This is a genomic window from Streptomyces sp. ISL-43, assembly GCF_018614195.1.
Classification (GTDB): domain Bacteria; phylum Actinomycetota; class Actinomycetes; order Streptomycetales; family Streptomycetaceae; genus Streptomyces.
In genome coordinates this window covers 1-24,879 of sequence record NZ_JAGGOT010000059.1, presented here as the reverse complement: position 1 = coordinate 24,879, position 24,879 = coordinate 1, and the positions used below count along the sequence as shown (strand labels likewise).

24 protein-coding genes and 2 pseudogenes are annotated in these 24,879 nt (G+C 69.7%); 17 read left to right on the top strand and 9 right to left on the bottom strand.

Annotated features, from left to right (window positions below; translation table 11 throughout):
- Positions 1–13 precede the first annotated feature (13 nt).
- Both J7F03_RS30750 and J7F03_RS30745 read left to right on the top strand, forming a co-directional pair.
- The gene (locus J7F03_RS30750) at positions 14–169 is read left to right on the top strand and encodes a hypothetical protein (protein ID WP_214955251.1); all 156 of its coding nucleotides are present in this window, start codon (positions 14–16) and stop codon (positions 167–169) included.
- 133 nt (positions 170–302) lie between these two features.
- Complete coding sequence (locus tag J7F03_RS30745) at positions 303–950, top strand: DUF305 domain-containing protein (protein WP_214955457.1); 648 nt, start codon at positions 303–305, stop codon at positions 948–950.
- 52 nt (positions 951–1,002) lie between these two features.
- Here J7F03_RS30745 and J7F03_RS30740 read toward each other — a convergent pair whose 3' ends face one another.
- On the bottom strand, positions 1,003–1,794 hold the full coding sequence (locus tag J7F03_RS30740; protein WP_214955249.1) for a hypothetical protein: 792 nt from the start codon (positions 1,792–1,794) through the stop codon (positions 1,003–1,005).
- A 353-nt stretch (positions 1,795–2,147) separates the two neighbouring features.
- Between J7F03_RS30740 and J7F03_RS30735 the strand changes: the two genes are divergently transcribed.
- Entirely contained in the window at positions 2,148–2,957 is an 810-nt protein-coding gene (locus tag J7F03_RS30735; protein ID WP_214955247.1) for an MBL fold metallo-hydrolase, read from the top strand.
- A 111-nt stretch (positions 2,958–3,068) separates the two neighbouring features.
- Here J7F03_RS30735 and J7F03_RS30730 read toward each other — a convergent pair whose 3' ends face one another.
- On the bottom strand, positions 3,069–3,818 hold the full coding sequence (locus J7F03_RS30730) for a dienelactone hydrolase family protein (protein ID WP_214955245.1): 750 nt from the start codon (positions 3,816–3,818) through the stop codon (positions 3,069–3,071).
- A 119-nt stretch (positions 3,819–3,937) separates the two neighbouring features.
- Here J7F03_RS30730 and J7F03_RS30725 point away from each other — a divergent pair, with 119 nt between their 5' ends.
- Complete coding sequence (locus J7F03_RS30725) at positions 3,938–4,420, top strand: MarR family winged helix-turn-helix transcriptional regulator (protein ID WP_214955243.1); 483 nt, start codon at positions 3,938–3,940, stop codon at positions 4,418–4,420.
- A gap of 151 nt (positions 4,421–4,571) precedes the next feature.
- Here the strand turns inward: J7F03_RS30725 and J7F03_RS30720 are convergent, their stop codons facing one another.
- Complete coding sequence (locus tag J7F03_RS30720) at positions 4,572–5,504, bottom strand: LysR family transcriptional regulator (protein WP_214955241.1); 933 nt, start codon at positions 5,502–5,504, stop codon at positions 4,572–4,574.
- Positions 5,505–5,575: 71 nt separating this feature from the next.
- Here J7F03_RS30720 and J7F03_RS30715 point away from each other — a divergent pair, with 71 nt between their 5' ends.
- The 4 genes from J7F03_RS30715 to J7F03_RS30700 all read left to right on the top strand — a co-directional run bounded on the left by J7F03_RS30715 (position 5,576) and on the right by J7F03_RS30700 (position 10,126).
- Complete coding sequence (locus J7F03_RS30715) at positions 5,576–6,229, top strand: maleylpyruvate isomerase family mycothiol-dependent enzyme (RefSeq protein ID WP_214955239.1); 654 nt, start codon at positions 5,576–5,578, stop codon at positions 6,227–6,229.
- A gap of 91 nt (positions 6,230–6,320) precedes the next feature.
- A complete protein-coding gene (locus J7F03_RS30710; protein WP_214955237.1) occupies positions 6,321–6,881 on the top strand; it encodes a DinB family protein in 561 nt (186 codons plus the stop codon).
- Between the two features lie 39 nt (positions 6,882–6,920).
- Complete coding sequence (locus J7F03_RS30705) at positions 6,921–7,478, top strand: hypothetical protein (RefSeq protein ID WP_214955235.1); 558 nt, start codon at positions 6,921–6,923, stop codon at positions 7,476–7,478.
- A gap of 512 nt (positions 7,479–7,990) precedes the next feature.
- Positions 7,991–10,126 (top strand): SpoIIE family protein phosphatase, encoded by a 2,136-nt coding sequence (locus J7F03_RS30700; RefSeq protein WP_214955233.1) that lies wholly within the window; start codon positions 7,991–7,993, stop codon positions 10,124–10,126.
- Between the two features lie 125 nt (positions 10,127–10,251).
- Here the strand turns inward: J7F03_RS30700 and J7F03_RS30695 are convergent, their stop codons facing one another.
- On the bottom strand, positions 10,252–10,836 hold the full coding sequence (locus tag J7F03_RS30695) for a TetR/AcrR family transcriptional regulator (protein WP_214955231.1): 585 nt from the start codon (positions 10,834–10,836) through the stop codon (positions 10,252–10,254).
- 120 nt (positions 10,837–10,956) lie between these two features.
- On the opposite strand from J7F03_RS30695, the gene J7F03_RS30690 reads away from it, so the two are divergent.
- Together J7F03_RS30690 and J7F03_RS30685 are read left to right on the top strand one after the other, a co-directional pair.
- Positions 10,957–12,126 carry an FAD-dependent monooxygenase gene (locus J7F03_RS30690; RefSeq protein ID WP_308380020.1) on the top strand — a complete coding sequence of 390 codons (1,170 nt, stop codon included), beginning with the start codon at positions 10,957–10,959 and terminating at the stop codon, positions 12,124–12,126.
- Positions 12,127–12,128: 2 nt separating this feature from the next.
- Positions 12,129–12,602: a hypothetical protein gene (locus J7F03_RS30685; protein ID WP_214955227.1), complete on the top strand. Its 474-nt coding sequence runs from the start codon at positions 12,129–12,131 to the stop codon at positions 12,600–12,602.
- Between the two features lie 337 nt (positions 12,603–12,939).
- Here the strand turns inward: J7F03_RS30685 and J7F03_RS30680 are convergent, their stop codons facing one another.
- Entirely contained in the window at positions 12,940–13,329 is a 390-nt protein-coding gene (locus tag J7F03_RS30680; protein ID WP_214955225.1) for a VOC family protein, read from the bottom strand.
- 68 nt (positions 13,330–13,397) lie between these two features.
- On the opposite strand from J7F03_RS30680, the gene J7F03_RS42780 reads away from it, so the two are divergent.
- Positions 13,398–13,727 carry a zinc-binding dehydrogenase gene (locus J7F03_RS42780; RefSeq protein WP_374104411.1) on the top strand — a complete coding sequence of 110 codons (330 nt, stop codon included), beginning with the start codon at positions 13,398–13,400 and terminating at the stop codon, positions 13,725–13,727.
- Here the strand turns inward: J7F03_RS42780 and J7F03_RS41450 are convergent.
- Positions 13,660–14,169, bottom strand: a complete 510-nt coding sequence (locus J7F03_RS41450) for an HAD family phosphatase (RefSeq protein ID WP_214955223.1) — start codon at positions 14,167–14,169, stop codon at positions 13,660–13,662. The genes J7F03_RS42780 and J7F03_RS41450 overlap by 68 nt on opposite strands.
- Positions 14,170–14,328: 159 nt before the next feature.
- Positions 14,329–14,907, bottom strand: a complete 579-nt coding sequence (locus J7F03_RS30665) for a TetR/AcrR family transcriptional regulator (protein ID WP_214955221.1) — start codon at positions 14,905–14,907, stop codon at positions 14,329–14,331.
- Positions 14,908–14,998: 91 nt separating this feature from the next.
- Here J7F03_RS30665 and J7F03_RS30660 point away from each other — a divergent pair, with 91 nt between their 5' ends.
- A complete protein-coding gene (locus J7F03_RS30660; RefSeq protein WP_214955218.1) occupies positions 14,999–15,445 on the top strand; it encodes a DUF1772 domain-containing protein in 447 nt (148 codons plus the stop codon).
- 125 nt (positions 15,446–15,570) lie between these two features.
- Here the strand turns inward: J7F03_RS30660 and J7F03_RS30655 are convergent.
- Positions 15,571–15,898: pseudogene (locus J7F03_RS30655) on the bottom strand (transposase); the annotation flags it as partial.
- A 408-nt stretch (positions 15,899–16,306) separates the two neighbouring features.
- On the opposite strand from J7F03_RS30655, the pseudogene J7F03_RS30650 reads away from it, so the two are divergent.
- The 5 genes and pseudogenes from J7F03_RS30650 to J7F03_RS30630 all read left to right on the top strand — a co-directional run.
- A pseudogene (locus tag J7F03_RS30650) lies at positions 16,307–17,563 on the top strand (IS110 family transposase); the annotation flags it as partial.
- Between the two features lie 202 nt (positions 17,564–17,765).
- Positions 17,766–19,070: a hypothetical protein gene (locus J7F03_RS30645; protein WP_251072733.1), complete on the top strand. Its 1,305-nt coding sequence runs from the start codon at positions 17,766–17,768 to the stop codon at positions 19,068–19,070.
- The gene (locus J7F03_RS30640) at positions 19,070–21,013 is read left to right on the top strand and encodes a hypothetical protein (RefSeq protein ID WP_214955214.1); all 1,944 of its coding nucleotides are present in this window, start codon (positions 19,070–19,072) and stop codon (positions 21,011–21,013) included. Before J7F03_RS30645 ends, J7F03_RS30640 begins: the two co-directional genes overlap by 1 nt.
- Positions 21,010–23,091, top strand: coding sequence for an integrase (locus J7F03_RS30635; RefSeq protein ID WP_214955212.1), 2,082 nt, complete (start codon positions 21,010–21,012; stop codon positions 23,089–23,091). Before J7F03_RS30640 ends, J7F03_RS30635 begins: the two co-directional genes overlap by 4 nt.
- Positions 23,088–23,528, top strand: coding sequence for a hypothetical protein (locus J7F03_RS30630; protein ID WP_214955210.1), 441 nt, complete (start codon positions 23,088–23,090; stop codon positions 23,526–23,528). Before J7F03_RS30635 ends, J7F03_RS30630 begins: the two co-directional genes overlap by 4 nt.
- A 394-nt stretch (positions 23,529–23,922) precedes the next feature.
- Here J7F03_RS30630 and J7F03_RS41445 read toward each other — a convergent pair whose 3' ends face one another.
- A complete protein-coding gene (locus tag J7F03_RS41445) occupies positions 23,923–24,441 on the bottom strand; it encodes a hypothetical protein (protein WP_251072732.1) in 519 nt (172 codons plus the stop codon).
- Positions 24,442–24,879 lie beyond the last annotated feature (438 nt).

The window sequence follows — 24,879 nt, the reverse complement described above, 5'->3', positions numbered from 1 at the left end:
GTACGATGACCGCATGACCAGCACTTCGCGGCCCGTGTGGCGCCGGCCTGCCGGGCACGGCCCCGTGCTGCGGGTGCTCGCGGTGCCGGCGGGCGGGCCGGCGATGCGCGGCCTGGGACCCGAGGGGGCGCCGCCCGGCGTGGCCCAGCCGCGACTCCTGCGGATATAGAGCGGCCCGCACGGCACCCCCATGTCCCGGCTCCGCCGTGTGACGTGTGGCGTATGCCGCGCTGAAGGCCATGCCCTCACTTCCGCACCGGCACATGCCCGCTTCAGGGCTGCGCGTCAAGGAGCGCACCACCATGCACAAGCACTTCGTCCGCCGTACCGCCGTCGTCGCCGCCGCGGGCGCGGCCGCGCTCGTCCTCGTCGCCTGCGGGTCGGGCGACGACACCTCCGCCGGGCACGCCGGCCACAGCTCGACGCCGCCCGCCGCTTCGTCCGCGGCGCCCGCTACGCCCGCTACGCCCGCTACGCCCGCGCAAGGACAGCACAACGCCGCCGACGTCGCCTTCGCGAAGGGGATGATTCCCCACCACCGCCAGGCCGTCGAGATGGCCGGCCTCGCCCCCGCCCGCGCGGAGTCGGCCGAGGTGAAGAAGCTCGCCGACGAGATCGCGAAGGCCCAGGACCCGGAGATCCGGACGATGTCCGGATGGCTGACCTCCTGGGGTGAAGAGGTACCCGCCGAGGGCGCGACGGACCACTCCGGGCACGGCGCCGGGGTGATGACGGCCGAGGAGATGGACAAGCTGGAGAAGTCCTCGGGCAAGGCGTTCGACACCGCCTTCATGGAGCTGATGATCAGGCACCACGAGGGCGCCGTGGCGATGGCGAAGACGGAGAAGGCCGGCGGCGCCTTCCCCGTGGCCAGGACGATGGCCGATGCGATCACCACGTCGCAGACCGCGGAGATCGCCAGGATGAGCAGCCTCCTCGGCAAGAACTGACCCACCCGGCGGAGGGGTTCGACGGCCCGTGCGGCCCGTTCCGCACGCCGTGTCACGGCCGGGTGAGGAGCCAATCGGTCCTGTCCGGGCCGGTGAGACCGAGGACGGGGTCGGCCACGGTGCCGCCGGCAACACGGATCTCGACGTCGGAGGCGGGCAGGCAGTGCGTGACCTCGTCCCGGTCCAGCCAGACCTGGACCGAGGTCGTCATCTGCGGGGAGTCGAGGCTCCAAGCGGCCTCCTCCGAACATGCTCCCCACCGCAAGGTGTACCGCCCTCCCTGTCCGTAGGGTGCGCCGGTCAGCGTGAGGGTGAGGTCGTGCTCGGGGGCGGTCCAGGTTCCGGAGAAGTCCACGTCGTCCATCCCCGCCTCCGTGGACATCGAGACCGCCGCCACCAGCGCGACGACGGAGAGGGCGGCCGCGCCCATCCCGGCACGACACGCGGGTGCCCCTCCGCCCCCACCGCCCGGTCCGGGCCGGGACGCACGTCGGAAGCTCAACAGGGTGGCGACGAAAGACGCGAACACAGCGACGACGCACCAGGTGAACCAGAAACCCGTCCCCGACTCCAGCAGCATCACCACTACCGCCGGGATGGCCACCGCCGAAGCGGCCGCCCACCACGCCGCCTCGGGCGTCCGCCGTACCAGCGCGATCACGAAGGCCACGGCCGCCTGCAACTCGGCCATGAGCAGCACGCCCAGCGCGAGAAAGACACCCGAATAGTCGGGTCTCAGCCTGGTGGGGTCCGCAAGTGCGAAACCTGCCGCCAGCCCCACCGCCTCGGTGACGAACACCGACCACAGCACGATACCGAGCCGTCGTCGCGAAAGCCTGCCCATGCGCCCCCCATTTGAACGAGTTCAATCGTTGGGTACATGCTACCGATCTACGCCGGCCGTACCGCGGCCGCGTTGCGGGGGGTCTCTCCCGGCCGCATCGTTGACCTTGCCGCCGCGCTCCTCCGGCACGCGCTCTCCGTGGACGGCCTGAGCCCGTCGGACCCGGCCCACCCGTCCCCCACGCGCCGAGGCCGCCGGACGGGACACTCACGCCGTCGTCGCGGCGTTCACCGCACCGGCGTCCGCCGAAGCCTCGCGGTGGACGTCGCGCGGGCCGAGATAGACCTGCGCCCGGACAGCTTCACCACCGGCGCCCCGACCGCTCCTCTCGCCCCCACACGAAGGACGTCACCATGAGCACCCTCGACTTCCGTGTCATCGACCTGGACTTCCCCGTCGGCTCGAAGAACAAGACCGCCACCCTGATCACCGGCGAGGAGCAGGCTCTCCTGATCGACACCGGGTTCACCCGCGCCGACGGCCACCGCCTGGCCGCCGAGATCCTCGACTCCGGCAAGACGCTGACGAAGGTCTTCGTCAGCCACGCCGACCCCGACTACTACTGGGGCGCCGAAGTGATCGACGACGCCTTCCCCGGCGCCGAGGTCCTCGCCACCCCGCTGGTGATCGAGCACATCAAAGACGCGTACGAGGGCAAGCTCAAGGCCTGGGAGCCGGTCGGCGCCAACCGCCCCACCCGCCTGGTCGAGCTGACCCCGCTGACCGGTGACATCACCTTCGAGGGGCACGCCTTCCAGCTCAAGGGCGGTCACCGGGGCCTGCCCGACCGGCACTACCTGTGGCAGGCCGAGCACCGGGCGATCGTCGCCGGTGTGCTGCTCTTCGACGACGAGCACGTCTGGGTCGCCGACACCGGCAAGCCCCAGGACCGCGCCGTGTGGATCGAGCTGCTCGACGAGATGACCGCGCTGGAGCCGGCCTTCGCCGTCCCTGGCCACCGGCTGCCCACCGACGCGGCCCTCGACGCGAGCCCGATCGCGTACACCCGCGACTACCTCCGGGCCTTCGAGGAAGAGCTGGGCAAGGCCGGCAGCGCCGAGGCGTTGACGAAGGCGATGGTCGCCCGCTACCCCGACTCCGGGATGCTCATCGCCGCCCAGATCGGCGCCAAGGTCGCCACGGGCGAGATGACCTGGGGCTGACCCGCCCCCACGGTCCGCTGCCGGGCACCCTGCGGCCTCCGGCACCGGACCTGCTCCGAGGCTCCGGGCCGGGGAGCTTATCGGCATCCACGACCGCGTTGCGCCGGAGCCTCAGCCGTCGGCCAGGGTGCGGTCGAGGAGGGAGAGCAGGCGGTCCCAGTGGCGCTGCAGCGCGGAAGGGTTGAAGGCATCGGTGTCGGACATGGTGAAGCCGTGGACGGTGCCGGGGTAGATCTCGGTGGTGTAGCCGACACCCGCGGCGTCGAGGGCCTGGTTGAGCTCGCTGATGGCCTCGGGCGTCAGGTCTCCTTCGGCGAGTCCGAGGTGGACCTGGGCGGTGAGCTCGGAGAGCAGGCGGTGCGGGCTGTCGGGCGCGTCGGTGACCAGAAGGCCGGGGTGGAATCCGGCGACGGCGGCCACTCGGCCGGGGTGGGCCGATGCGGTGCGCATCGCCAAGGCGGCGCCCAGGCAGTAGCCGATCACGGCGACGGGTCCCGCGCCGACCTCGGGCCGGGTGGTGAGGAAGCGGAGGTAGGCGTCGGCGTCGCGCAGGACACGTTCGGTGGTGTGCGCCTCGATCAAGGGCATCAGCTGCGCGATGACCGCGGGCCGGATCTCTGCCGCGATGTGCTCGGGAAGTTCGGTCACCGGTGCCGGGCCGTGCCGGTAGTAGAGGTTGGGGACGAGTACGTAGTACCCGTGCTCGGCCAGTTCGCGGGCCCTCTCCTCCAGCTCGGGCCGCACGCCGAAGGCGTCGCTGTACAGCAGCACCCCCGGGTGCCGCTCGCCGTGGTCGGGGAATGCGGCGAAAGCGTCGGCCCGGCCGTCCGTGGTGGGAATCCGCACTGTCTTGGTGGGCAAGATCTTCCTTCCTTGGAGTTCGCTGGAGTTCGCTCAATAAACGTTTATTGCACTAACGTTTTCGGCACGAGTGAACGTATATCGTTAGTCGAACTAACGCAACAGGTAGGGTGGGCGCCATGACCAGAGACGAAGCCGCGCACAGACCCGACGACGGCGCACCCAAGACGCCCGACAGGCTGCGCCGGCGCGCGAGCCGGCTGTTGTCGCAGCTGACCATGCGGTCGGACCGGCTGATCACCGAGGGGCTGGCCCGGGCCGACGCCCGCAACTGGCACTACGCCGTGCTCGCCTCACTGCAGGAGTACGGGCCGGGCAGCCAGGCGGAGCTGAGCAGGCGCTCCGGCATCTACCGCAGCGACATGGTCGGCGTGCTCAACGAACTGGCCGAGCGTGACCTCGTCGGGCGGGCACCGGATCCCGACGACCGGCGCCGCAACATCATCACGATCTCCGCCCAGGGCCGCCGCCACCTGCGCCTCCTCGACACGGTCCTGGACGACCTCCACGACGAACTGCTCGCGCCGCTGAGTCCGGTCGAACGCGACCAGCTCGTGCAGCTGCTCACCCGCTTGCTGGACCACCACACCCGGACATCCTGAGCCGAGCCGCCCGACCGATGCCGCACAGATGACCCGTCAACGGCTCTGGGAAGTGAGCGGAAAGGCCTTGGATCCAGGCCCGCACGTCGGCGGTGGCGTTCGGGGCAGCTACGGGTACTGGGCATCCTGCCCGACCAGCCCGGCTCGGGGTTCAGCTGGTCTGGGCGGCGTGCGGGCGCAGCAGCCGTTGCCGCAGCAGGTCCAGGAGAGCGGTGGCCGCGGGGCTGGAGGGGCCGTCTGTCCGCCAGGTCAGTGCGAGCCGGCCGCGCAGCCCCGGCTCGGTGATCTCCAGCGTCCGCAGCCCGAAGGCCGACGCCGCGCCGGCGGGGAGAGCCGGAACCACCGCCACGCCGAGGCCGCGGGCGGCGAGCTGTGCGAGGAACAGCGGAGCGGCTGCCTCGAAGGCGATGCGGGGCTGGAACCCCGCCTGCGCGCAGGCACGGTCCAGTACTCCACGGATGCCCGTGCCACGCGGCAAGCTGATCAGCGGTCGGTCGCGGAGCTCGGCCAACGGAATGCTCGTGCGGTTCGGGGGCGTGAGGGCCGGGTCGCCCGGGGCGACGGCCGCGACCAGGGGTTCGTCGACCAGGACCTGGACGGAGAGGCCCGGCCGGGGCTCCTCGTCCGCGAGTCCGATCACGGCGAGGTCGAGTTCCCCTCGGTGCAACGCGGTGAGCATCTGGTCAGAGGTGTTCTCGGTCAGCGCGATCTCCACTTGGGGGTGGTCCTCGTGGAAGCCGGCCAGGACGGCGGCCAGGTCGAACTCATGGGCTGCCGCGGCCGCGCCCGAGACGAGGCCGAGGGTGACCTTGCCACGGAGCAGCCCGGTGAACTCGTCCGCTGTCTGCCGTACCGCTTCGACGGCGCTGAGCGCGGCCCGCGCGTACGGCAGTACGGCCTCGCCCACCTCCGTCAGGGTCATCGACCGGCCCGAGCGGTCGAGCAGCGGATGACCGAGTTCCTTCTCGAGCTGCCGGACTTGGGCGCTCACACCGGGCTGCGCCAGGTGTAGCCGGGCGGCGGCGCGGGTGAAGTTGGCTTCCTCCGCGACCGTGACGAAGTACCTCAGCTGCCGGATCTCCATAACTGGTCATTCTAGTTGCGAGACATGGAAACTCTTGGACTTATGGCCGGCCTGCCGAGAGCCTTGAAGGCATGGGGAAAACGACGCACCGCAGGCCGGCGGCGGACATCCGAGCCGCGATCGCAGCCGAACGCCGGGAGCTGGCGGCCGTACTGGACGGCTTGTCGGCCGAGGAGTGGGACGCGCCGACCCTGTGCGGGGGGTGGCGGGTCCGGGAAGTCGCGGCCCACATGACGATGGGGTTTCGGTACCCGCTCGCCAAGACGGCGCGGGAACTCATCAGGGCGCGAGGCAGCCTCCACCGGATGACCGACCGATGCGCCCGCAAGGACGCGGCGGCCCATTCGACGCGTGAACTCGCCGCCTTGCTCGGCGACAACGCGGATCACCCCTGGAGGCCGCCGGTCGGCGGCATCGAGGCGGCCTTGGGCCACGATGTGATCCACGGCCTGGACATCACGGTCGCGCTGGGCCTCGGGCGCCGGGTTCCCGAGGAGCGCGTGCGCATCCTTCTGGAACGCCTCGACGCCAGGACCCTCAAGTTCTTCGGAGCCGACCTGGGCGGCATCGAACTCCGCGCCGACGACCTCGACTGGTCCTTCGGTACCGGAACACCCCTGTCCGGCGCCGCGCAGGACCTCCTCCTGCTCGCATACGGACGACGGCTCCCCTCAGGACACCTCCGCGGCGAACTGCGCGATCGCTTCCTCGCCGCGCAAGCGTGACGGGGGTTGTCGCCGGGCGGGCACCGCCGGATGTGACCGACGTTGAGCAACTCACTGGCGATCTCGGGCCCTTGCGAGCGAGCATGGAACGATGAGTGATCAACCCGCACGATGGACCCGGTCGACCGTTTACCCCGACATGTGGACCGACCCGGACGACGACCCCCGCCACAGCGAAGGAGCCGGTCCGGACGGTGAGCTCGCGACGCTGCAGGACTTCCTGACGGGCTACCGCATGACCCTGCGGATGAAGTGCGAGGGGCTCGATGCGGAGCAACTGGCCCGCCGGTCGGTTCCGCCGTCGACGATGTCGCTGCTCGGCCTGCTTCGGCACCTCGCCGAGGTGGAACGGGACTGGCACAACTGGATCAGCGACGGTGATCCGCTGCCGAAGCTGTACGGCGAGCGTGACGCGGACTTCGGCGGAGCCGTCGCCGAGCAGGCCGTGGTCGACGCCGCGTACGCCGATCTGGCGCGCGAGCAGGACGCGACCGACGCCGCGCTGGCAAAGCACCCGGATCTGAGCGAGCGTCTGCGGAAGGACGGGATCGCGGTGCGGGAGCTGATGGTGCACCGGATCGACGAGTACGCCCGTCACTGCGGGCACGCCGACCTGCTGCGCGAGTGCGTCGACGGAAGGGTGGGCCAGTAACACTGGGCTGCCACAACGTCCCTACCCATAATGAACGGCATGGCTGACAACACACTTTGGGTGGGAGTGCTCACGGGATGCACTGCCGTCGTCGCGAGTTGGGTGACCAGCCGCGGGACGGCCAGGGCGGCCCGGATACAGGCCGAGACTGCCGCGACCAGCCAGCAGACGGACCGGATACGGAGCGCGCGGCGCGGTGCGTACGTGGACGTCATCGAGCAGGCGCAAAAGATGGGCGACCTCTACTGGAAGGTCTCCGATGCCCACGCCGATCCGGACAGCGACAATCGCACGAGCACGCTCAGGGACCTCCGGATCCGGCTGCGCGACGCCTATGCCGTACTGCGCCACCGCGTGTGGGTGGTGGAGCTGGAAGGGCCCTCGAGCGTCGCGGCCACCGCTGATCGGCTGCGCCGTGCCACGTCCGACAACTACCGGGCGCTGGAAGCCATGATCAGTGGCGATCTCGACGCGGGACGACGCTTCAACGAGTGCTACGCCCCTTTCTGGCAGTCGGTCCTCGCCTTCGTGACCGACGCACGAGAGGCACTGCAGGACGCCTCGATCTCCGCACCGGCGACCAGTGGGCGCCGGTAGCGGGGCCTTGGCTCACCACGCCGTCGGACCCCAGGCGGGGATCTCCCGGCTCCCGGGGACCGCGCACGGCGCCGCAGCGCCACTTGACCGCCGGGGGCCTGGTGACAGTAAGTGACCGCGGCCGCTCCTCCGTGACGGTGCGAACAGGCTGATCGAGGCCCGGCGGGTGCGAGCCCGGAGCTCCGCCTGTCCGGGCCCGGACCCCAAGGGGTTCAAGATGCTCCACGGGGCGGTCCGGGGCACGGTGGGAGGACTGGGGCGACGCCTACGGGGCAGGCACAAGCGCGAGGCCAGGCGCCTTTCCGTACGCTCGTCCGCGAGCCGCGGCCGGCCGTCGACGGAGGCGGGCGACGACGGCCGACGGCAATGGCTGTCGGGCAAGGCTGGCGCCTGGGCGCGGCCGGAGGAGGATGAGAAGAGGGCCGCCAGGGCGAAGCGAAGGGACTGGATCGTCGGGCCGAGGGCCGCGGCTCCCGTGCCGTCCCGCCGCAGTGGGTGAAGGAGGTCCGGTCATGAGCGCGTCCGAGGCGTTCCATGCCGAGCCCGGCCCCATGGGAGTGGTTCCCTCCGAGCCCGGCGGCCTGCTGGACGTCCTGAGCGTGGCCGCGGTGGTCCTGGACACCGAGGGGCGGATCACGTTGTGGAGTCCTCAGGCCCAGGATCTGTTCGGCTGGTCCGCCAAGGACGCGCTCGGCAGGTACGCCGCCAAGCTGCTCGTCGCCGAGGAGTACGTCGACTTGGTCCGGGAACTGTTCGCCAAGGTCATGGCCGGCGGCGGCGCCTGGGCCGGGGTCTTCCCCATACGGCACAAGGACGGTTCCACGAAGCTGGTGGAGTTCCGCAACATGCGGCTCCTGGACGAGCGCGGCGGCGTGTACGCGCTGGGCATCGCCTGCGACGAGGCCGTTCTGCGCGGCGTGGAGCGGGACCTGGCGCTCTCGGTGCGGCTGGTGGCGCAGTCCCCGCTCGGGCTGGCGGTGCTGGACACCGACCTGCGCTACGTCCTGGTCAACCCGACGCTGGAGCGGATCAACGGCCTGCCCGCAGATCAGCATCTGGGCCGGACGGTCGGTGAGGCCCTGCCGTTCCTGGACACCGAGGTGATCGAAGCCTCCATGCGTCAGGTCCTCGACACGGGCGTACCCCTCCTGGACCAGTTCGCCATCGGGCGCACCCCCGCCGACCCGGACCGGGAGCACGCCTGGTCCGGGTCGTACTACCGGCTGGAGGACCCCGGCGGGCGAGTGATCGGTGTCGCCCTGTCGATGGTGGACGTCACCGACAATTACCAGGCGACCACGGCGGCAGCCGAGGCCCGTAGGCGCCTGGACCTCATCGCCCGGGCCTCGGTGACCATCGGAACCACCCTGAACCTGAAGCGCACGGCCCGCGAACTCGCCGGACTCGTCGTGGCCGACCTGGCCGACCTCGCCTCCGTCGACGTCCTCGACTCCGTCCTGGAAGGCAGCGTGACCTCGGCGCCCGGCCCGGGGACGGGCCAGGCCCTCTTCATGGCCCTGGCGATAGCGGCGTCCTACGAGACGGACGCCGTCCGCGCGGCCGACCCGGTGGGCGAGCGCACGACCTACCCGGCCGAGCGCCTGGTCACTCGTTGCGTGACCGGCGGGCGTCCCGTCCTGGTGTCGCACATCGCCCGCCCGGACCTGCGGCGCATCGCGCGCGACGAGGCCGCCGCGGACCTCCTGGCCCGGGAGGGCGCACACTCCTACATGGCCGTGCCGCTGACCGCGCGCGGCCAGGTCCTCGGCGTCCTCGGCCTCGTGCGCACCCGCAACCCGCTCCCCTTCAACCACGACGACGTCACTCTGGCCGTCGAACTGGCCACCCGCGCCGCCATCGCGATCGACAACGCCCGCTGGTACCAGCACGCCGCCGACACCGCCCTCACCCTTCAGCGGCACCTTCTGCCACACCCCCCGCCCCAGGCCGCCGGCCTCCAGATCGCCTACCGCTACCAGCCCGCGGCAGCGGCCAGCGGGATCGGCGGTGACTGGTTCGACGCGATCCCCCAGTCCAAGGACAAGACCGCCCTCGTGGTCGGCGACGTCATGGGACACGGCGTCCATGCCGCCGCCACCATGGGGCAGCTGCGCACGGCCACCCGCACGCTGGCAGACCTCGGCCTCGACCCTGCCCGAGTCCTGCGCCACCTCGACCACATCACCGCCGGACTGGATCAGACCATCGCGACCTGCGTCTACGCCACCTGGGACCCGCACCGCTCCCGCTGCCGCGTCGCCCTCGCCGGCCACCCGCCGCCCGTCGTCATCCGGTCGGGGCAGGCCCCCGTACTGCTCGACCTCCCCGCCGGCGTACCGCTCGGCACATGCGGTCTCGGCGGCCCGGATTTCCAGACCACCGTCCTCGACCTGACCCCCGGCGACCGGCTCGTCCTGTACACCGACGGCCTCGTCGAAACCCGCGACGAGGCCCTGGACGACCGTCTCGACCTCCTCCTCAGCCTCCTCACCGATCCAGGCCTCTCGCCGGAGGCCACCTGCGACCGGCTGTTGGCCGCCCTACGGCACCCCGACGCCGCCGATGACGTCGCCCTCGTCATCGCCCACGTGCGTCCCCACCCGCCCACCGACGACGCGAGCCCGGACCCGGCCCCGGGGAACCGGTGATCAGGCGGGCCGACAGCGCATCACGGCGGGATTCCGAGAGGGCGTGCTGCACGCCGTGTCCGCCGTCTGCACCCACCTCGGCTGCCTCGTCGCCTCGAACCCGCCGATGAGGTCGTGGGCTCCGGTCAGGCGGACAGCGCGGCGTCGAGCATCCGCCGGACCACCGTGGTCAGCTCGGCCACATCCGGCAGCGGGCGGGTCGCGGCCAGTGAGCCGGCGAGCCGGTCGTACAGCAGGCCGTCCGTCCAGGCGACGAGCAGGTCCGCTGCCGGCTCCGGACGCGGAGCCCCGAGCGCTGCCAGCAGGGTGACGGCCCTGGACCGGGCGGCGAGGCCGGCGGTCTGCAGGTCGGCACGAAGCTCCGGCCGACGGGTTGCCTCCAGGCTGAGTTCGAAGCGGGCGAGCTGGCGGTCGCGCGCCGCCGTCAGCCAGTGGTGCAGCAGTGCGGCCAGCGCGTCCGCGGCGGAGTCCATGTCCGGGCGTCCGTGGTCCGCTTCCCAGCGATCGACGTCGGCGACCGAGAGTTCGGCCAGGCGGAGGTAGCAGGCGCTGATCAGAGCGCTGCGGGTGCGGAAGTAGTACGACGTGCTGCCGGCCGGCAGGCCCGCGGCGGCGTCGACCGCTCGATGGGTCAGGCCGCGCAGCCCGGCGGAGGCCACGGTGCTGATGGCGGCGTCGGCGATCAGGTCTCGGCGGTCGGGGATGGACATACCCGCACTCTACAGATGTAGAGTGCGGGGCATCCGCCTCTACAGGTGTAGAGGCTATGGGGAGGGGCAGTCGACATGCGTGTTCGTCATGCTGTTGTGGCAGGAGGCGGAATCGGGGGCTTGACCGCGGCGGTGGGCCTGAGCCGCCGCGGATGGCGCGTCACCGTCTGCGAACGGGGCTCCGCACTCACGGGCATCGGCGCCGGCATCGTGCTCGCCCCGAACGCACTGCGCGCCCTGGAGTCGATCGGCCTGGGCCCCGATCCGTGGGCCGGTGACGCGCTGCCCTGCCAGGTCGGGCTGCGCACGCCCGACGGCACTTGGCTGAGCCGATCCGACAGCGGCGCGGTGTCCGCCCGCTACGGGCTCTCCGCGCGCGCCGTGCACCGCGGCTTCCTGATCGACACCCTCGCGGCCGCCCTGCCCGCCGGCGTCGTACACCTCGGCGTGTCGGTGACCGGCGTGGACGACGCGGGGGACGCCGTGGCCGTGCGTACGTCGGCGGGCGACCTGCGTGCCGACGTCGTGCTGGCGGCGGACGGCATCCACAGCGCGCTCCGCGGACAGCTCTTCCCCGGTCACCGCGGGCTGCGCCACGCCGGTGAAGCCGGATGGCGAGCGGTGCTGTCCGGTGCGGGCCTGCCTGCCCAGCAGGCTGCCGAAACCTGGGGGCGCGGCGAGCGGTTCGGCGTCGTTCCACTCGCCGATGGCCGCGTCTACGTCTACGCCACCACCGTTCGCGGCCCCGGAGCGCGGCCCGCCGACCACCACGCCGAGCTGACCCGACGCTTCGGCGCGTGGCACGATCCGATACCCGAACTGCTGGACCGGCTGAACCAGCGGGGCCCGGACCCGGTCGGCATACTCCACCACGATTTCCTGGAACTGGCCGCGCCCCTGCCCCGGTTCCACGCCGGGCGGGTGGCCCTGCTCGGCGACGCCGCCCACGCGATGACCCCCAACATGGGCCAAGGCGGCTGCCAGGCCATCGAGGACGCCGTCGTCGCGGCGCATCTCCTGGCGTCCGCCGACGACGTACCCGCCGCGCTCGCCGCCTACACGAAGGCCAGACTCCGGCGGACCACCCGGATCAGCCGACGCTCCCGGCGCATCGGCGAACTCGCCCGGATCTCACACCCACTTGCCGCGTCCATCCGGAACCTGGCCGTACGAGCCACGCCGCAGGCGCTGTCGCTGAGAGCCCTGGACACGGTCCTGGGCTGGCAACCGCCGTCCGCCCCCGCCAACGCCAATGCCAATGCCAATGCCAACCTGAACGTCAAGGAGTAACGGTGAACACCACGGTCGCATCCCGCCCCCTCCGCCGGGCGGACTCCGTCCGGCCCTTCGCGGTCGGCGCCTACGGCCTCGCCTTCCTGGGCATCGGCCACCTCGCCCTTTCGGCCGCCTCGGCGACGGCCACCCGGACTGCGCAGCAGCGTGAAGTCGACACCGCCATGCGGGAGTCGACCTTCACCCTGCTGGGTCTGGAACGCACGCTCCTCGATGCCTTCAACGGCTTCAGCATCGCCATGGCCCTCTTCAGCATCGCCTGCGGCCTTCTGATCCTCGCCGCCGTCCGCCACTCCCCCAGCCTCGTCCAGCGCCGCACCGCCTTCGGATGGATCGCCCTCACGACCTCCCTTGCCGCCTTGGCGATATCCGTCCTCCTGCTGCCCCCTCCGCCGATCGTCGTCCTCACCATCACCAGCTGCGCTTTCGCCCTGTCGCTGCGCAGGGCGGTCCCCGCCGCTCGCGCCTCGTGATGCGACGCAGGCCATCAGGCAACCGATCGGTGCGGAGGTCTGCACCCGCCTGACGGACCTGCTGCATGGAACGGTCCCGCGCCCGGCGCCCGCACCCCTGCCGAGCGAGCCTTCGCCGACCTCTGGGAGCGCAGCCCGCGCGGCAGGTCCGCCCGGCGGCAGGCCCGGTCCGCCTACAACCGGGACTGGTACTTCGCCTGCCACCCCACGGAGGCCGCCGACCGACCGGCCGACTCCCCGAAATCTGCGACCTCCTCGGCCTCGCCCCGGCCGGACGTGTGGCCGCCCGCCGGTACGTCGACGGCCTCGCCGCCTGGATCGCCGGCTACGCCTCCGATCAGGGACGGCGGTCAGCAAGGACGCAGAACTCATTCCCCTCCGGGTCGGCGAGCGTGACCCAGCTCTCATCGCCGGTTTGGCCGACGTCGGCGCGTCGAGCACCTAGGTCGAGCAGGCGCCGGACCTCTTCGTCTTGCTCTCTATCGGTCGGGTTGACGTCGATGTGGAGCCTGTTCTTGACGGTCTTGCCCTCGGGTACGTGCGCGAATGTCAACGTCGGCGGCACGGGGCCATGCTGATTCTTGCCTTCAGGCACCACAGGAGAGCCAATGACGACAATTCCGTCGTCTTCGTCTTGCACCTCATAGCCGAGGACCGCACACCAAAACCGTGCGAGAGCGTCGGGATCGGCACAGTCGATCGCCATCTCGGTGAACTTACTGGCCACGTCAGGACCTCCCGGACAAGCTCGCCCTGCCAAGAGCAGATCCATCGCATGTCAGCGCTTCAGCATCCATGGCCGTGTCCTATCAGGATGACGCCCACTCCCACGACCGAATATCCCGAGACAGAAGGCTCAACTCCGCGTCGCCGCCGTCCGGAAAGGTCCCGAGCGGCCGAGAAGATGAAGACGGTCGTGTCGGCGTCCCTGTTCATGAAAGCCGGCGGGGACCAGCTGCGCGAGCTCACGCCCTCATCGACGCCGGGAGGATCCGTCCCGTCGTCGATCGCGTCTTCCCGTTCGAGGAGACCCTGGAGGCCTTGCGGTACGTCGCACTCACTGCGCGAAGAGCCCGTCCAATTCAGCACCGAGTTCGGCGGCGCCGCCGAACTGGATCGCGGTGATCCCCAGCTCTTGGGCGGCCGCAACGTTCGCGGCCTTGTCGTCGATGAACACGGCCTCAGCCGGAGCGCAACCCATCAGGTCGAGCGCCCGGGTGAACACCACCGGATCGGGCTTGGCAGCCCCGAGTCGGCAGGAGAAGAGCAAGGCGTCGAAGCGGGACCCGACTTCGGGGAGCACCTGCGGGAGCGCGTCCAGAAGCAGATGCTCGTTGTCGGTGAGGAGGGCCGTGTGCAGCGGGCGCAGCCCGTCCATCAGTTGCAGCACCTGCGGATCCGGCTCGAACGCGCGACACCAGACTTCTTGGAGCTCAGCAAGGCTCCCCGGGTACCCCAGCCTGTCCATCACCGTGCGATGGATCTCCGTAAACGAGTCGTGCCCGAGGTCCCACCGTCTGATGAGCCCGGACGTGTAGAGCACGCCTTCCACCTGGTCAGAGCTCACCCCGCACGCCTCGCCGAGAGCGTCAAGCCGCCGTTGCGGAAGGAACCGGCAGGCCCGGCGGTCTGCGGCTGCGCCGTGTGGGCGCTAGTGACCGGAAGCAATGCCGGAGGCAGGCAGCGGGGTCCGGGGACCCCGGCTGCGTGCCCGCTGGGCGGTGTGTCAGACCATGGCGAGCCGCTCCACCAGCAGCTCTACCCTGCGCTCGCTGTCCGCCGGCGGGAGCCGTCGCGCCCGGGTCAGGGTGGCCAGTCCGTGCAGTGCCGCCCAGAACGTCTCGGTGAACAGCCCCGGGTGGACGCCGTCCCCGGCGACCTCGCCCAGGCTCTCCAGCAGGGCGGCGAAGGCGTCCTTCAGCGGCTCGGGGGTGTCCTCGTTCGCGAACGCCAGGCCGCCGTCGAGCTGGAACAGGGCGTCGTAGACCGCCGGGTTGCGTGCGGCGAAGTCGAGGTAGGTGCGGGCGAGGGAGGTGACCCGGGTGCGGGGGCCGTCTGCGGCGGAGGTCGCGGCCCGCAGCGCCGCGGCCATCTCGGTGGCGCCTTCGAGGGCGACGGCGCCGATGATCTCGCGTTTGCCGCGGAAGTGGCTGTAGAGGACGGGCTGGCTGTATTCGATGCGCTCGGCGAGCCGGCGGGTGGTGACCGCGTCCCAGCCCTGCTGCTCAGCGAGTTCGCGGGCTGTCGCCACGATGAGGCGTTCGCGCTCGGCCCGTTCGCGCTGCTTGCGTTCCTGTACCGACATGATTCGATCCTAGCACCGCTAGACGAGCGAGCGACGGCAGTGCTAGCGTTGCCTCATCAGCTAGCAACGCTAGATACCAGGAGGGGTCATCATGCTCAACGCACTCGAGGTCTTCACCACGGTGGTCGTCGGCGTGATGGTGGGGGTGGAGTTCTCCGTCGCCTTCGTCATCAACCCGATCCTCAACGCCCTCCCGGAGGACAGCGGCCAACTCGGCCGCGCCCACGGGGGCCGGATGCTCGGCGCCGTGATGCCGGTCTGGTACATCACCTCGCTCGTCCTCGTCGCGGTCTGGGCCGTCGCCGGATGGCACCACCACGGCACCGGCCTCGTCGTCACCGCCGGCGCGCTGCTGATCCTCAGCGTGATCATGTCGCTTCTGCTGCTCGTCCCGATCAACAACCGGGGCAAGACGTGGACCCCCGAGAACCGGCCCGCCGACTGGAAGGAGCAGATGAACCGCTGGGACCGCTTCCACTACGTCCGCGTCGCCGTCATCATCGCCGCCTTCGCCCTGCTGGTCACCGCCCTCGCCTGAGCCCGCGGGCCGACACCGCGCTGGTGGCGCACGATCCCCACTCCCCGGGCGGCAGCGGGCCACCGAAATCCCGACATCCGGGAATGCAACTGCCGCTGAGAGCCCGCAACTGCGATCCCGACACGCTACGCCCCTCGATGACCTGCGCGGCTCTCGGCTCTGGTTCGGGTGAGGTCTTTGATCCAGATCACCGAGGCACGCAGGTCAAGCCCGGCGAGGTAGCTTTCCGGGGTCTTGTCGTAGCGGGTCGCGATGCCCCGCCACGCCTTGAGCTTGTTGATCAGGCGCTCGACGGTGTTCCTCTCCTTGTAGAGCTCGGCGTCGTGGTCGACGGGGCGTCCCCCTTTGCGGCCCTTCGTCTTCCGGTTGGCGGCCCTGGTCCCGTTTCTCCGGGATGACGGCTTTGATGCCGCGCCTGCGCAGGTGGGCGCGGTTGCCGCGGGACGAGTACGCCTAATGGGAAGCGAAGGCCGGCAGCAGCTGGCCTTCAGGGCGCGAGCCGAGCCTTTGAGTATGCCCGGGCCTGAGAGCCCTGTTGACAAGACGAGGCCAGCTCGCGCCCAGCAATAGGCACCAGGCGTTCAGGATGAGACACGGATCCGTCCATGAAGACATCCCAACGGTCCCGTTGGTGCAGGCAACTCGGCCTTTCGGTTTGCTGTTCGTAGTCCGAGCCGTTTGTGCGGGTCACCTCTCACCTCTGCCTTGAGCTTTCAGCTCTGACACGGACCGGGGGCCGCATGACTCGCTGGGGTTGCGAACGGCTGGTGGGATGACGTGCCTTGAGCACTTCCATTAGGGAGCACGCGCACCCTGCACAGGCTCTGGCCTGGGAAGAGAGCCGCGATGAAGGAGGGCCGGATGGAGATCGCCGGATTACCGACGCCAGTGTTCTGTGGGGTGGACTGGGCCGAAGACCACCACGACATAGCCCTGGTCGATGCCGGGGGAAAGCAACTCGCCAAGGTGCGGATCAGCGACGACGCGGGGGGATTCGCCCAGCTCACGGCTCTGCTGGCCGAACACGGCGATAGTGAGGATGCCCCGATTCCCGTGGCGATCGAGACATCGCGGGGACTCCTCGTCGCCTGCCTGCGGGCAACCGGTCGGCCGGTCTTCGCGATCAACCCGCTGGCAGTCGCCCGCTACCGGGACCGCCACTCTGTCGCCCGCAAGAAGTCAGACGCCATCGACGCCGCAGCCCTGGCCAACATCCTGCGAACCGACATGGCCGCCTACCGGCCGCTGCCCGCGGACTCCGAGCTCGTGCAGGCCATTGCCGTCCTCGCGCGGGCCCAGCAGGACGCCGTCTGGGCCCGCGGCCAAGCCCAGAACAAACTCCGCTCGCAGCTCAGAGAGTTCTACCCGGCGATCCTCGAGGCCTTCGCCCGGCACAAGCACGGCCTGTGCTCGAGGGAAGCCCGCAGCATCCTGACCGCAGCTCCGACCCCGGCCCTGGCTGCGAAGCTGACACGGCGGCGCCTGCAGTCGCTGCTCAAGCAGGCCGGCCGGGTCCGCGGCATCCAGGCCGAGGCCGTAAGGCTCCACGAGGTCTTCAAGCGCGAGTACTTCCACCAGCTCCCGCAGGTCGAGGCGGCTCTCGGCCATCAGGCATCCGCCCTGGTCAGGCAGCTGAACACCGCCTGCGACAACGCTGAACAGCTCGAAGAAGCCGTCACCCACGCCTTCGAAGAGCATCCCGACGCCGCGATCATCCGTAGCTTTCCGGGTCTCGCCTCCCTGACGGGCGCCCGGGTCCTGGCGGAGATCGGCGATGACCGGGCCCGGTTTGCCAACGCCGGATCGTTGAAGGCCTACGCGGGAAGCGCCCCGGTCACCAGGGCCAGTGGCAAGAGCTGCATGGTCATGAGCCGGAAGGTCAAGAACCAGAGACTGGCTGCCGTCGGCTACGTCTGGGCCTTTGTCTCTCTCACCCGGTCTCCAGGTGCCAGAGCCCACTACGACCGCCGTCGAGCAGCCGGCGAACGTCACGTCGCCGCACAACGGAACCTCTTCAACCGCTTTTCTTGGGGCAGTCCAGATCTGTCTCATGAGGTGTCGCTCCGGCTGATGAACGTGTTCTTGGAGCCCTTCGGCCCGCTGCTATCTCTGGCCTCCCGCGTTGTCTCACAGGGGGATGAAGATGCTGTTGTTCTCGGTGGACTCGAAGGTGGTGACGAACCATCTGGAAAGTCCGGTGCTGTCCGGCGAAGAAGCGGCCGGGTTGTTGGTACACCGATCGATCTCGGACGGGACGCCGATCTACCTGGACGACGAGACGATGATGCCGGTCGAGCCGTTGTGCTCGTGGGGCCGGAACATGTCGTACGCCGATCTGGCCCGGTCCACGCTGAAGGACTACGGGCGGATCATGGCCCGGTTCGCCGGGCACCAGGAGGGCCGCGGCCATGACGTCCTCTCGGCCACCGAGTCTGATGTGGTGGCGTTCAAGAAGGTTCGGACCCAGTTACAGGAACGGCCCATCGGCACGTCAGCCTGGGGCAAGGAGTCTGGGCTGCTGGATCAGTTCTTCGGGTTCGCTGTGGACGAGGGCTATCTGCCGCACCGGCCGGTGCGGGTGGCGGCCCGAGGACGTAATCCGCTCGCTCCCCGGGTCCGGCGGGGCATGGACATCCGGCACCTCACGCTCAATCAGTACCGCTACTTCCGCGACGTCGGCCTGGGCGGTCAGCGGCCGGACTCCCAGGTCGACCGGACCTTTCGGGGTTGGGCGCCGCACCGCAACCGCGCGGGTTCCGATCTGGCCCTGGGCTCAGGGGCGCGCTGGCAGGAGTGGGCGACGGTGCTGTTGCCCGAGCTCGGCATCGGAGTCACACCTCACGGCCAGGTGGCAGAGTTCACGGTTCAAGCCTGCGCGAAGTACGGGAAGGCCCGCACCGTCTACGTCCCTGAGGATGCGGTCGGATCGGTCGACACCTACGTGCTGCTGGAACGTCCGGAGCTGACGGCGGCCGCCGCCCGGAATCTGGGCCGTCGGCACCGCGATCTGTTCGTTGTCTCGCGCATCGACCACGAGTCCGGCCGCGTCCGCGGGACCTTGGACGGTGTTCTGCGGGAGTTCGACATGCAGGCGATGCCCGCCGACTTGCGGCGGATCACCGTCTATGAGGGCGAGTTCGGGCTGGAGGCGCTCACGGTGTTCGTTGGCCGCAGCGGGCTGATGCCCGGCGCCGACTCGTGGAAGCGTTACCGGCACGCGGCCTGGCGGCGGATGCAGGACCAGGCGGATAGGACGACGCCGCGGCTGCCGGCAAAGAGGTGGCGCTGGCACGATCTTCGGCACACCTACGCTCTGCAGCTCTTGTCGTACCTGGAGCGGCTGATGGACGGCGAGGAGCCGGATCACGCGGCCCGCCGCCGACGCCACGACCGCTACCTGTCGGGGCACATCCGGCACAACCCGCTGCTGATCGTGAGCCGCAGACTCGGCCACGCGAGCCCAGAAACCACCTACGCCTACCTTGAATACACCGACGACCTGATCAACGAATTCGAGGAGGCGTTCAGCGGCTGGGTCGGTGACACGGACGAGGAGGCCACCTACGCCCAGATCGCCGCGCATGCCTTCGGGCTGGAGCCGGGGGCTTTGCGAGGTGGGCAGTGATGGTCCGACGCCACGACTACCAGGGTGCTGGCGGATCCGAGTACGGCGAACGTGCACAGGAGCAAGCTCAGCTGGCGGGCCGGATCGGTGTCCGTTCGGTTTCCTGCGTGAAGAGAGGCCGGGTCCAGGTCCTGACGCTCGATCCGGGGGCCTACCGGTGTTCTGGGCTCGCAGCCCAGCTTGCTGACGCGTGGGTCGAGTACGTGGAGGCCACAGCGGTCACCGCTGGTCCCGGCGACGCATACCGGCGGGCCATCGACCGGTTCTGCACGATGGTCGATGCCGAGCTGGAGGCCGCTGGTGATGACGGGACGGTGGACTTGACCAGCCCACGGTCGGCCCGGCTGCTGGTGAAGTGGGAGCGAGGGCTGCCGGCAACGTATGCGGCCGGGTCCATGTGGCCTGGCTACCTGGCGTCGGCGCTTCGAACCCTGGTCATCAGGCGGGATGATCACCCTGAACGGCCGACGGACACTGCCCTGGTCCGCGTGGTCCAGGGGCCGTTGCTGGTCGCCTGGGGTGAAACGGACGGCCACGACGAATTCTCCCGCAAGGACAAGCAGACCCTCGTCCGTGCTGCCTGGGCGGCTGTGAACGAGCTGGAGAAGCGGCTGGTTGCAGGGTGGCGGCTGGCGGAGCAGGGGCAGCACCCCGAGACGGGCAGCTGGCTGCATCTGCCCGATCTGCTCTGGGGTCTGTCCCGGCAGGAGATCAGTCCGAAGGACATCACGTCCCGACTGCCGTCGGTCTCCCGCTGGCCGCGGGATTTGCGGGAGTTGGTGATGCGGCCCGACGGACGGGTCGCCGCCAACGTCGCACGGCATCAACTCGTATGCCGGCTTGTCGCTCGTCTCTATCCGGCCAGCATCGAGCTGCACGCTTTCCGCGTCCTGTTGGTCGATGCGACCGGCCACACTTCCGAGGAGGTGACCGGTCTCGGGGCCAAGGACGTGGAGTTCCTCCCGGCGGGGGTGCGGTTGACCTTGGAGAAGAAGCGGGCTGGCCGGGTGCGGCACCGGGCCTTCCGCGACGGCAGTGTCGCGCGTCAGCCCGAGCCGGAGGCCGCTGCCTTTGAGTACAGGGACCGGCCCCGACGCGAGGCAAGTGTGATCGTTCGCCGCCTGCTGGAGGTCACTGCGAAGGTCCGCGAACAGTTGCCCGAGGTCGACGACACACTGTTCGTGCGGGCCGTGGTGCGGGCCGACGAGTCGCTCGTCTTCGACCGCTGGAACTATGCGGTCCCCTCCTCGACGTTCGCCGCCTGGATCAAAGACAGGGACATCACGGTCTCCGGCAAGCCGCACATTGCTCGCTTGCGGAAGGCGACCAAGGTCGAGAAGGCGATCCTGGCCCGGGGCCGGCTCAGTGTCGCCGCCGATGACCACCTGGAGGAGACGTTCGCGGGCCACTATGCCCAGGGCACCACCTTGCGGATCATCTCCGGCGAGGTCATCACCGCCTCGCAGGACCACTGGTTCCGCCAGGCCGTCGACGGCCCCACCGTTATCGCCGCCGGGGCGGATGCCGGGCGGGACAGCCGCGACCTGCAGTCGCTGGGCCTTCAGGCCGGCGAAGCCGAAGGGATCATCAGCGGACAGCTGGACATGGGCCTGTCCCATTGCCGTGACCCGCGGCAGTCCCCGTTCAGCCCGCCCGGCGAGCTCTGCGCGGTCGCCCCATTGCGCTGCCTGGAATGCCGCAATGCCTGGATCCTCCCCAGCAACCTGCCCCAGCTCCTCCTCTTCCACGAGCATCTGGAGCGGGCCAGACGACGTCTTCCGCCCGCAGCCTTCACCGCGCAGTGGGGCCAGAGCTGGACGAACCTGCTGGGCGTCCTCACTGACCGGAGTCCCGAAGAGCTGGCCATGGCTCGCCGCCACATCGAGGAGGGAAGCGAAGCCGCCCATCTTCCCCTCGCCGCACACACGGAGTTCGACCAGTGATCCTCAACCAGCAGGCGGCCCGCACCGGTTCGCTGTTCGGCGACGACGAGCCGGTCCTGCAGAGCCACCCGCTCCTGGACCAAGTACGCGAAAGAAGTATGGTGCTGCCACGATTCGGCGACACGGCCGTCTGGGATTTCAACGACGTCGTCCGCCGTCCGCCCAATCTCATGCGCTGCCAGTGGAGGGTTCAGTTCAGCGGGCACCTGACCGATCCAGCCTGGAATCTCCTGGCCCGCGAGGTCCTCATGGCCATGGCCAATCCGCACCACGAGGCCCTCCACGACATCGGGGTACATCTCGGCGACGACCGCGCTGACATCGCGACGTTGGTCCAGGCCGTCTCAAGGATGCGGCAGCTCATCGACTGGGCCGACAAGGCGGGCCTGCCCGCGCGGCCCGGTGAGTGGAACCACCATGACTTGCACCAACGCGTCAACGATCTACGGGCGGTGCGGAAGCCGGGCACAGTGACCGCGGCCGTCGCCTTCCTGAAGAAGCTGGCGGTCCTCGGCCCGGCTCTCACCGGTGGCTGGCCGGCTGGTGACCCCTGGAAGGGCCGAAGCGCGCGGCAGGTCGCCGGCTGCCCCGGGCGGACGGAGTTGTCGACCGAAGCGGTCAAACCGGAGGTCTGGTTCCCACTCATCCGCGCGGCCTGGGCCTACGTTCACACCTTTGCCCCGGACATTCTGCGGGCCACCCGCCGCTATGAGGAACTTCGGAGCAAGGCCGCACCTTCCATCGCTGGGCGGCAAGCCGAGGTCGATGCCTGGATCGAGGACCCACGGAACAAGATCCCGGTCTACTCCAACAGGACACTTGAGGACGGAAGCCCTCGCGTCCACTGGCATCTGCTCGACCTCCTCGTCGGCCTGTCCGGCCGGCCCCACTACACCCTCACCGCTTCGCCGGCACGGCGCGACAAGGTCATGCGGGCCGTCGCCGACGGCCGTATCACCTGCGAGGGGCTGGCCTCCGGGCTGGCCCGGGTGCCGCGGCCGGACGGCACCACCGGCCCCTGGCACCGGGGCATCACCCCCAACAACCTCTTCCGACTCCACGGCGCACTCCGCAACGCGGCCTTCGTCCTGGTCGCAGGGCTTTCGACGATGAGGGACTCCGAGATCCAGGCGATCACCCGCGGCAGTGTGGTCGAGCACTACAACTCGCCCGCCATCGCCTCCACGCTGCAGAAGGACCATCCGGGCCTGCCCCGCAAGCACTGGTGGATCACCAAGCCGGTCGCCGAAGCCATCGCGGTCGCCGAGGCCGTCTCCGTCCATGCTGATCGGGTCTTCGCGCCCATCCGCCTCCACCACTTCTCTCCCCACGGCCCGCAGATGGTGGAGCAGTTCATCAACTTCGCCAACGCCGGTCGGAACTGGTCCGGGCTGGACGAGATCCCACCAGGCAAGGCCCGACCTCATATGTTCCGCCGCACCATGGCGATGCTGACCGACCAGTTCCCCGGCTCAGAGATCGCGCTGGGCATCCAGCTGAAACACGTCGCTACTCGGGCCCTGGCCAACCGCTCGACACGTGGCTATGCCGCCTCCGACCCGGCCTGGGCGGACCACCTCCAGTCCGCTGTCGACGCCGCGAAGTTCCGCCGGATCAAGGACCTCTACGGCGACCACAAAAGCGGAAAGAACATCGGTTTCGGTCCTGGCGCCGGCCGCATCAAGGAGACCTTCGACCACATCGAAGCCACGGTCTCAGCCCGCAGCGGTGACGCCCGCGTCGAGGACAGCCTCCTGCGCAAGGCCCGCATCACGATCCGCTTCGGAACGCTGAACCACTGCCTGTTCGATGAGGCCAACCCCGCCGGGACCATCTGTCTGGAGAAGGCGGTCCTCCCCGAGGGCCACACCGGGCCCCTGGATAGCCGCTGTCGGCCCGACCGCTGCCCCAACAGCATGATCGGACCCGAGCACGTCCCTATCTATGACTCACACCGACGCACCCAGCTCAAGCTCCTGGACAACCCCGCCCTGCCCGCCGCCCGAAGGACGCTGATCACCCGCGAGCTGGAAAGGACCGAAGCCGTCCTCGCCAAGGTCCACGAGGAAACACCGTGACCACATCACACAGCCGCTCTCTCACAGAAGACGGTGTCTCCGCGAAGACCGCCGCGGCCCTACGGGCCGCCATGCGGCGGCTCTTCGACGGCAAGCCCCAGCACACCGACGGACGCCTCACCAAGGAGAACCTTTGGCGAGAGGCCCAGGTCAGCCGTGCCACCATGAACCGCGCCGTCATCATCCTCGCCGAGTGGGACGACCACGTCGCCGAGCACGGCACCACCACGCCGGGCGAAGCCCGACGCGACGACGAGATCACCCGGCTCCGCCGGAAACTCGCCGAGAAGACCCGCGAGTGCACCGTCACGAATCGGCGCCTGGAAGCCGCAGCCATCGCCATCGCAGCCCTTCACCACGACAACACCCAACTCCGCCAGGAACTCGCTGCCAGCGGTGGCCGCGTCATCCCACTCCGACCTGATGGGGGTTCTTGAAAACGGGTCTGGTCGGCATTTCGTGACGGTCACGATCGCAGCAGGACGCGGGTGCGGAGGAGTCTGAAGGAGCCTCGGCCGTACATCTGCCGCTTGATCGTCCTAAACGGTTGACGTGGCCTTCGACGACGCCGGAGCTGTAGGTGATAGTGGCCAGTTTGGATTCCCCGCTCGCGGCCAGCTGACGGGGAGTCATCCGGCCGCGAATGTCACGGCGAGTAGTCTCGCCGGCCCTGTGCTGACCCGTACGCCAGCTGGGGAGACGGTCCCCGGGCGGGCTGCGCTGTACCAGACTTCATAGCTCACCCAGGCTGCCGATCGACGGCGCCCGGGCATGGAGGAAGCGGTGACCCACACTCGGGTGAGCCACCGCTTCCGCGCCGTGCGGGGAGTGTCAGATTCCGCCGGTCTTGGCGTTGAAGGTGACCAGGCGGGCGACAACGGTGTGGGGCTTTTCGGGGTCGATGAAGTCGACGGGGCTCTCCAGGGTGCTGATGTCGCCGCGCGTGGGGAACTGGGTGATGTCCTTGGCGATCAGGATCATCGACTGCTTCGTGGACAGGACGACGGGCGTGCCGTTCTTCGATTCAATGGTCAGGCTGAGGTCGAGGGCCTCGCGCAGCTCGTACTTCGGCGGGACCTTCTGGGTCATCTTCAGCGTGCTGGCGGCGTTGCCGTCGACGTCGTTCTGCTCCAGCGTCACAGTCCCGCCGTCCGGCATCTCGGCGGTGATGCGGTGGCCGACGAGCCGCAGGCGCACGCTGTTGAGGGGGTCATTCGCGTTGACGTCGACGCGATCCTTGATGCCGCCGCGGAAGTCCAGGGTCATGGTGGAGCCGTTGTACTCCAGCTCGGCACCGATGGCGAGCACGGAGCGGGGGATCTCAGAGCCGATGGGCGGCATTCCGGACATCAGGTATCACCATTCTTCACGGGCCCAGCCGGCACAGGGCCTCTCCGGCCATCCTCACCGCCGCCCCAACCGGCACCGATGCGAACCACCGCAGACTCACCCACATGAGCGACGGCGAATGAGCAGACTTGCGGTTCTCCCACGGCAAAGGCTGTGTCGGACCGTCCGTCGACCAAGACCCCAACCCGCAGGCGGCTACCGAGCGTCACAGGCACATCTGGCCGTCCGTGGGGAAATCCCGATGGCCGCTGTCAGTAGGTGAGCGTCATGCCAGCGAGGACGGCGTCCCAGTCCTGGCGCAGGAATCCGGCGAAGCCCTGTATTGGACCTCGTACTCCACAGCGGCCCCTCGCCTGAACCCGGGCGAGGGGCCGCTGTCTGCGTCGCACATTCACTTCAGGTCGCGGATGGTCGCCTCGAACGCCCGGTCCATGTCCC

Coding starts and splice junctions, on each gene's coding strand:
- J7F03_RS30750 (WP_214955251.1), top strand. CDS start 14: ATGACCAGCACTTCGCGGCCCGTGTGGCGCCGGCCTGCCGGGCACGGC.
- J7F03_RS30745 (WP_214955457.1), top strand. CDS start 303: ATGCACAAGCACTTCGTCCGCCGTACCGCCGTCGTCGCCGCCGCGGGC.
- J7F03_RS30740 (WP_214955249.1), bottom strand. CDS start 1,794: ATGGGCAGGCTTTCGCGACGACGGCTCGGTATCGTGCTGTGGTCGGTG.
- J7F03_RS30735 (WP_214955247.1), top strand. CDS start 2,148: ATGAGCACCCTCGACTTCCGTGTCATCGACCTGGACTTCCCCGTCGGC.
- J7F03_RS30725 (WP_214955243.1), top strand. CDS start 3,938: ATGACCAGAGACGAAGCCGCGCACAGACCCGACGACGGCGCACCCAAG.
- J7F03_RS30720 (WP_214955241.1), bottom strand. CDS start 5,504: ATGGAGATCCGGCAGCTGAGGTACTTCGTCACGGTCGCGGAGGAAGCC.
- J7F03_RS30715 (WP_214955239.1), top strand. CDS start 5,576: ATGGGGAAAACGACGCACCGCAGGCCGGCGGCGGACATCCGAGCCGCG.
- J7F03_RS30710 (WP_214955237.1), top strand. CDS start 6,321: ATGAGTGATCAACCCGCACGATGGACCCGGTCGACCGTTTACCCCGAC.
- J7F03_RS30705 (WP_214955235.1), top strand. CDS start 6,921: ATGGCTGACAACACACTTTGGGTGGGAGTGCTCACGGGATGCACTGCC.
- J7F03_RS30700 (WP_214955233.1), top strand. CDS start 7,991: ATGAGCGCGTCCGAGGCGTTCCATGCCGAGCCCGGCCCCATGGGAGTG.
- J7F03_RS30695 (WP_214955231.1), bottom strand. CDS start 10,836: ATGTCCATCCCCGACCGCCGAGACCTGATCGCCGACGCCGCCATCAGC.
- J7F03_RS42780 (WP_374104411.1), top strand. CDS start 13,398: ATGGCCGTGTCCTATCAGGATGACGCCCACTCCCACGACCGAATATCC.
- J7F03_RS30665 (WP_214955221.1), bottom strand. CDS start 14,907: ATGTCGGTACAGGAACGCAAGCAGCGCGAACGGGCCGAGCGCGAACGC.
- J7F03_RS30660 (WP_214955218.1), top strand. CDS start 14,999: ATGCTCAACGCACTCGAGGTCTTCACCACGGTGGTCGTCGGCGTGATG.
- J7F03_RS30645 (WP_251072733.1), top strand. CDS start 17,766: ATGTCGTACGCCGATCTGGCCCGGTCCACGCTGAAGGACTACGGGCGG.
- J7F03_RS30640 (WP_214955214.1), top strand. CDS start 19,070: ATGGTCCGACGCCACGACTACCAGGGTGCTGGCGGATCCGAGTACGGC.
- J7F03_RS41445 (WP_251072732.1), bottom strand. CDS start 24,441: ATGTCCGGAATGCCGCCCATCGGCTCTGAGATCCCCCGCTCCGTGCTC.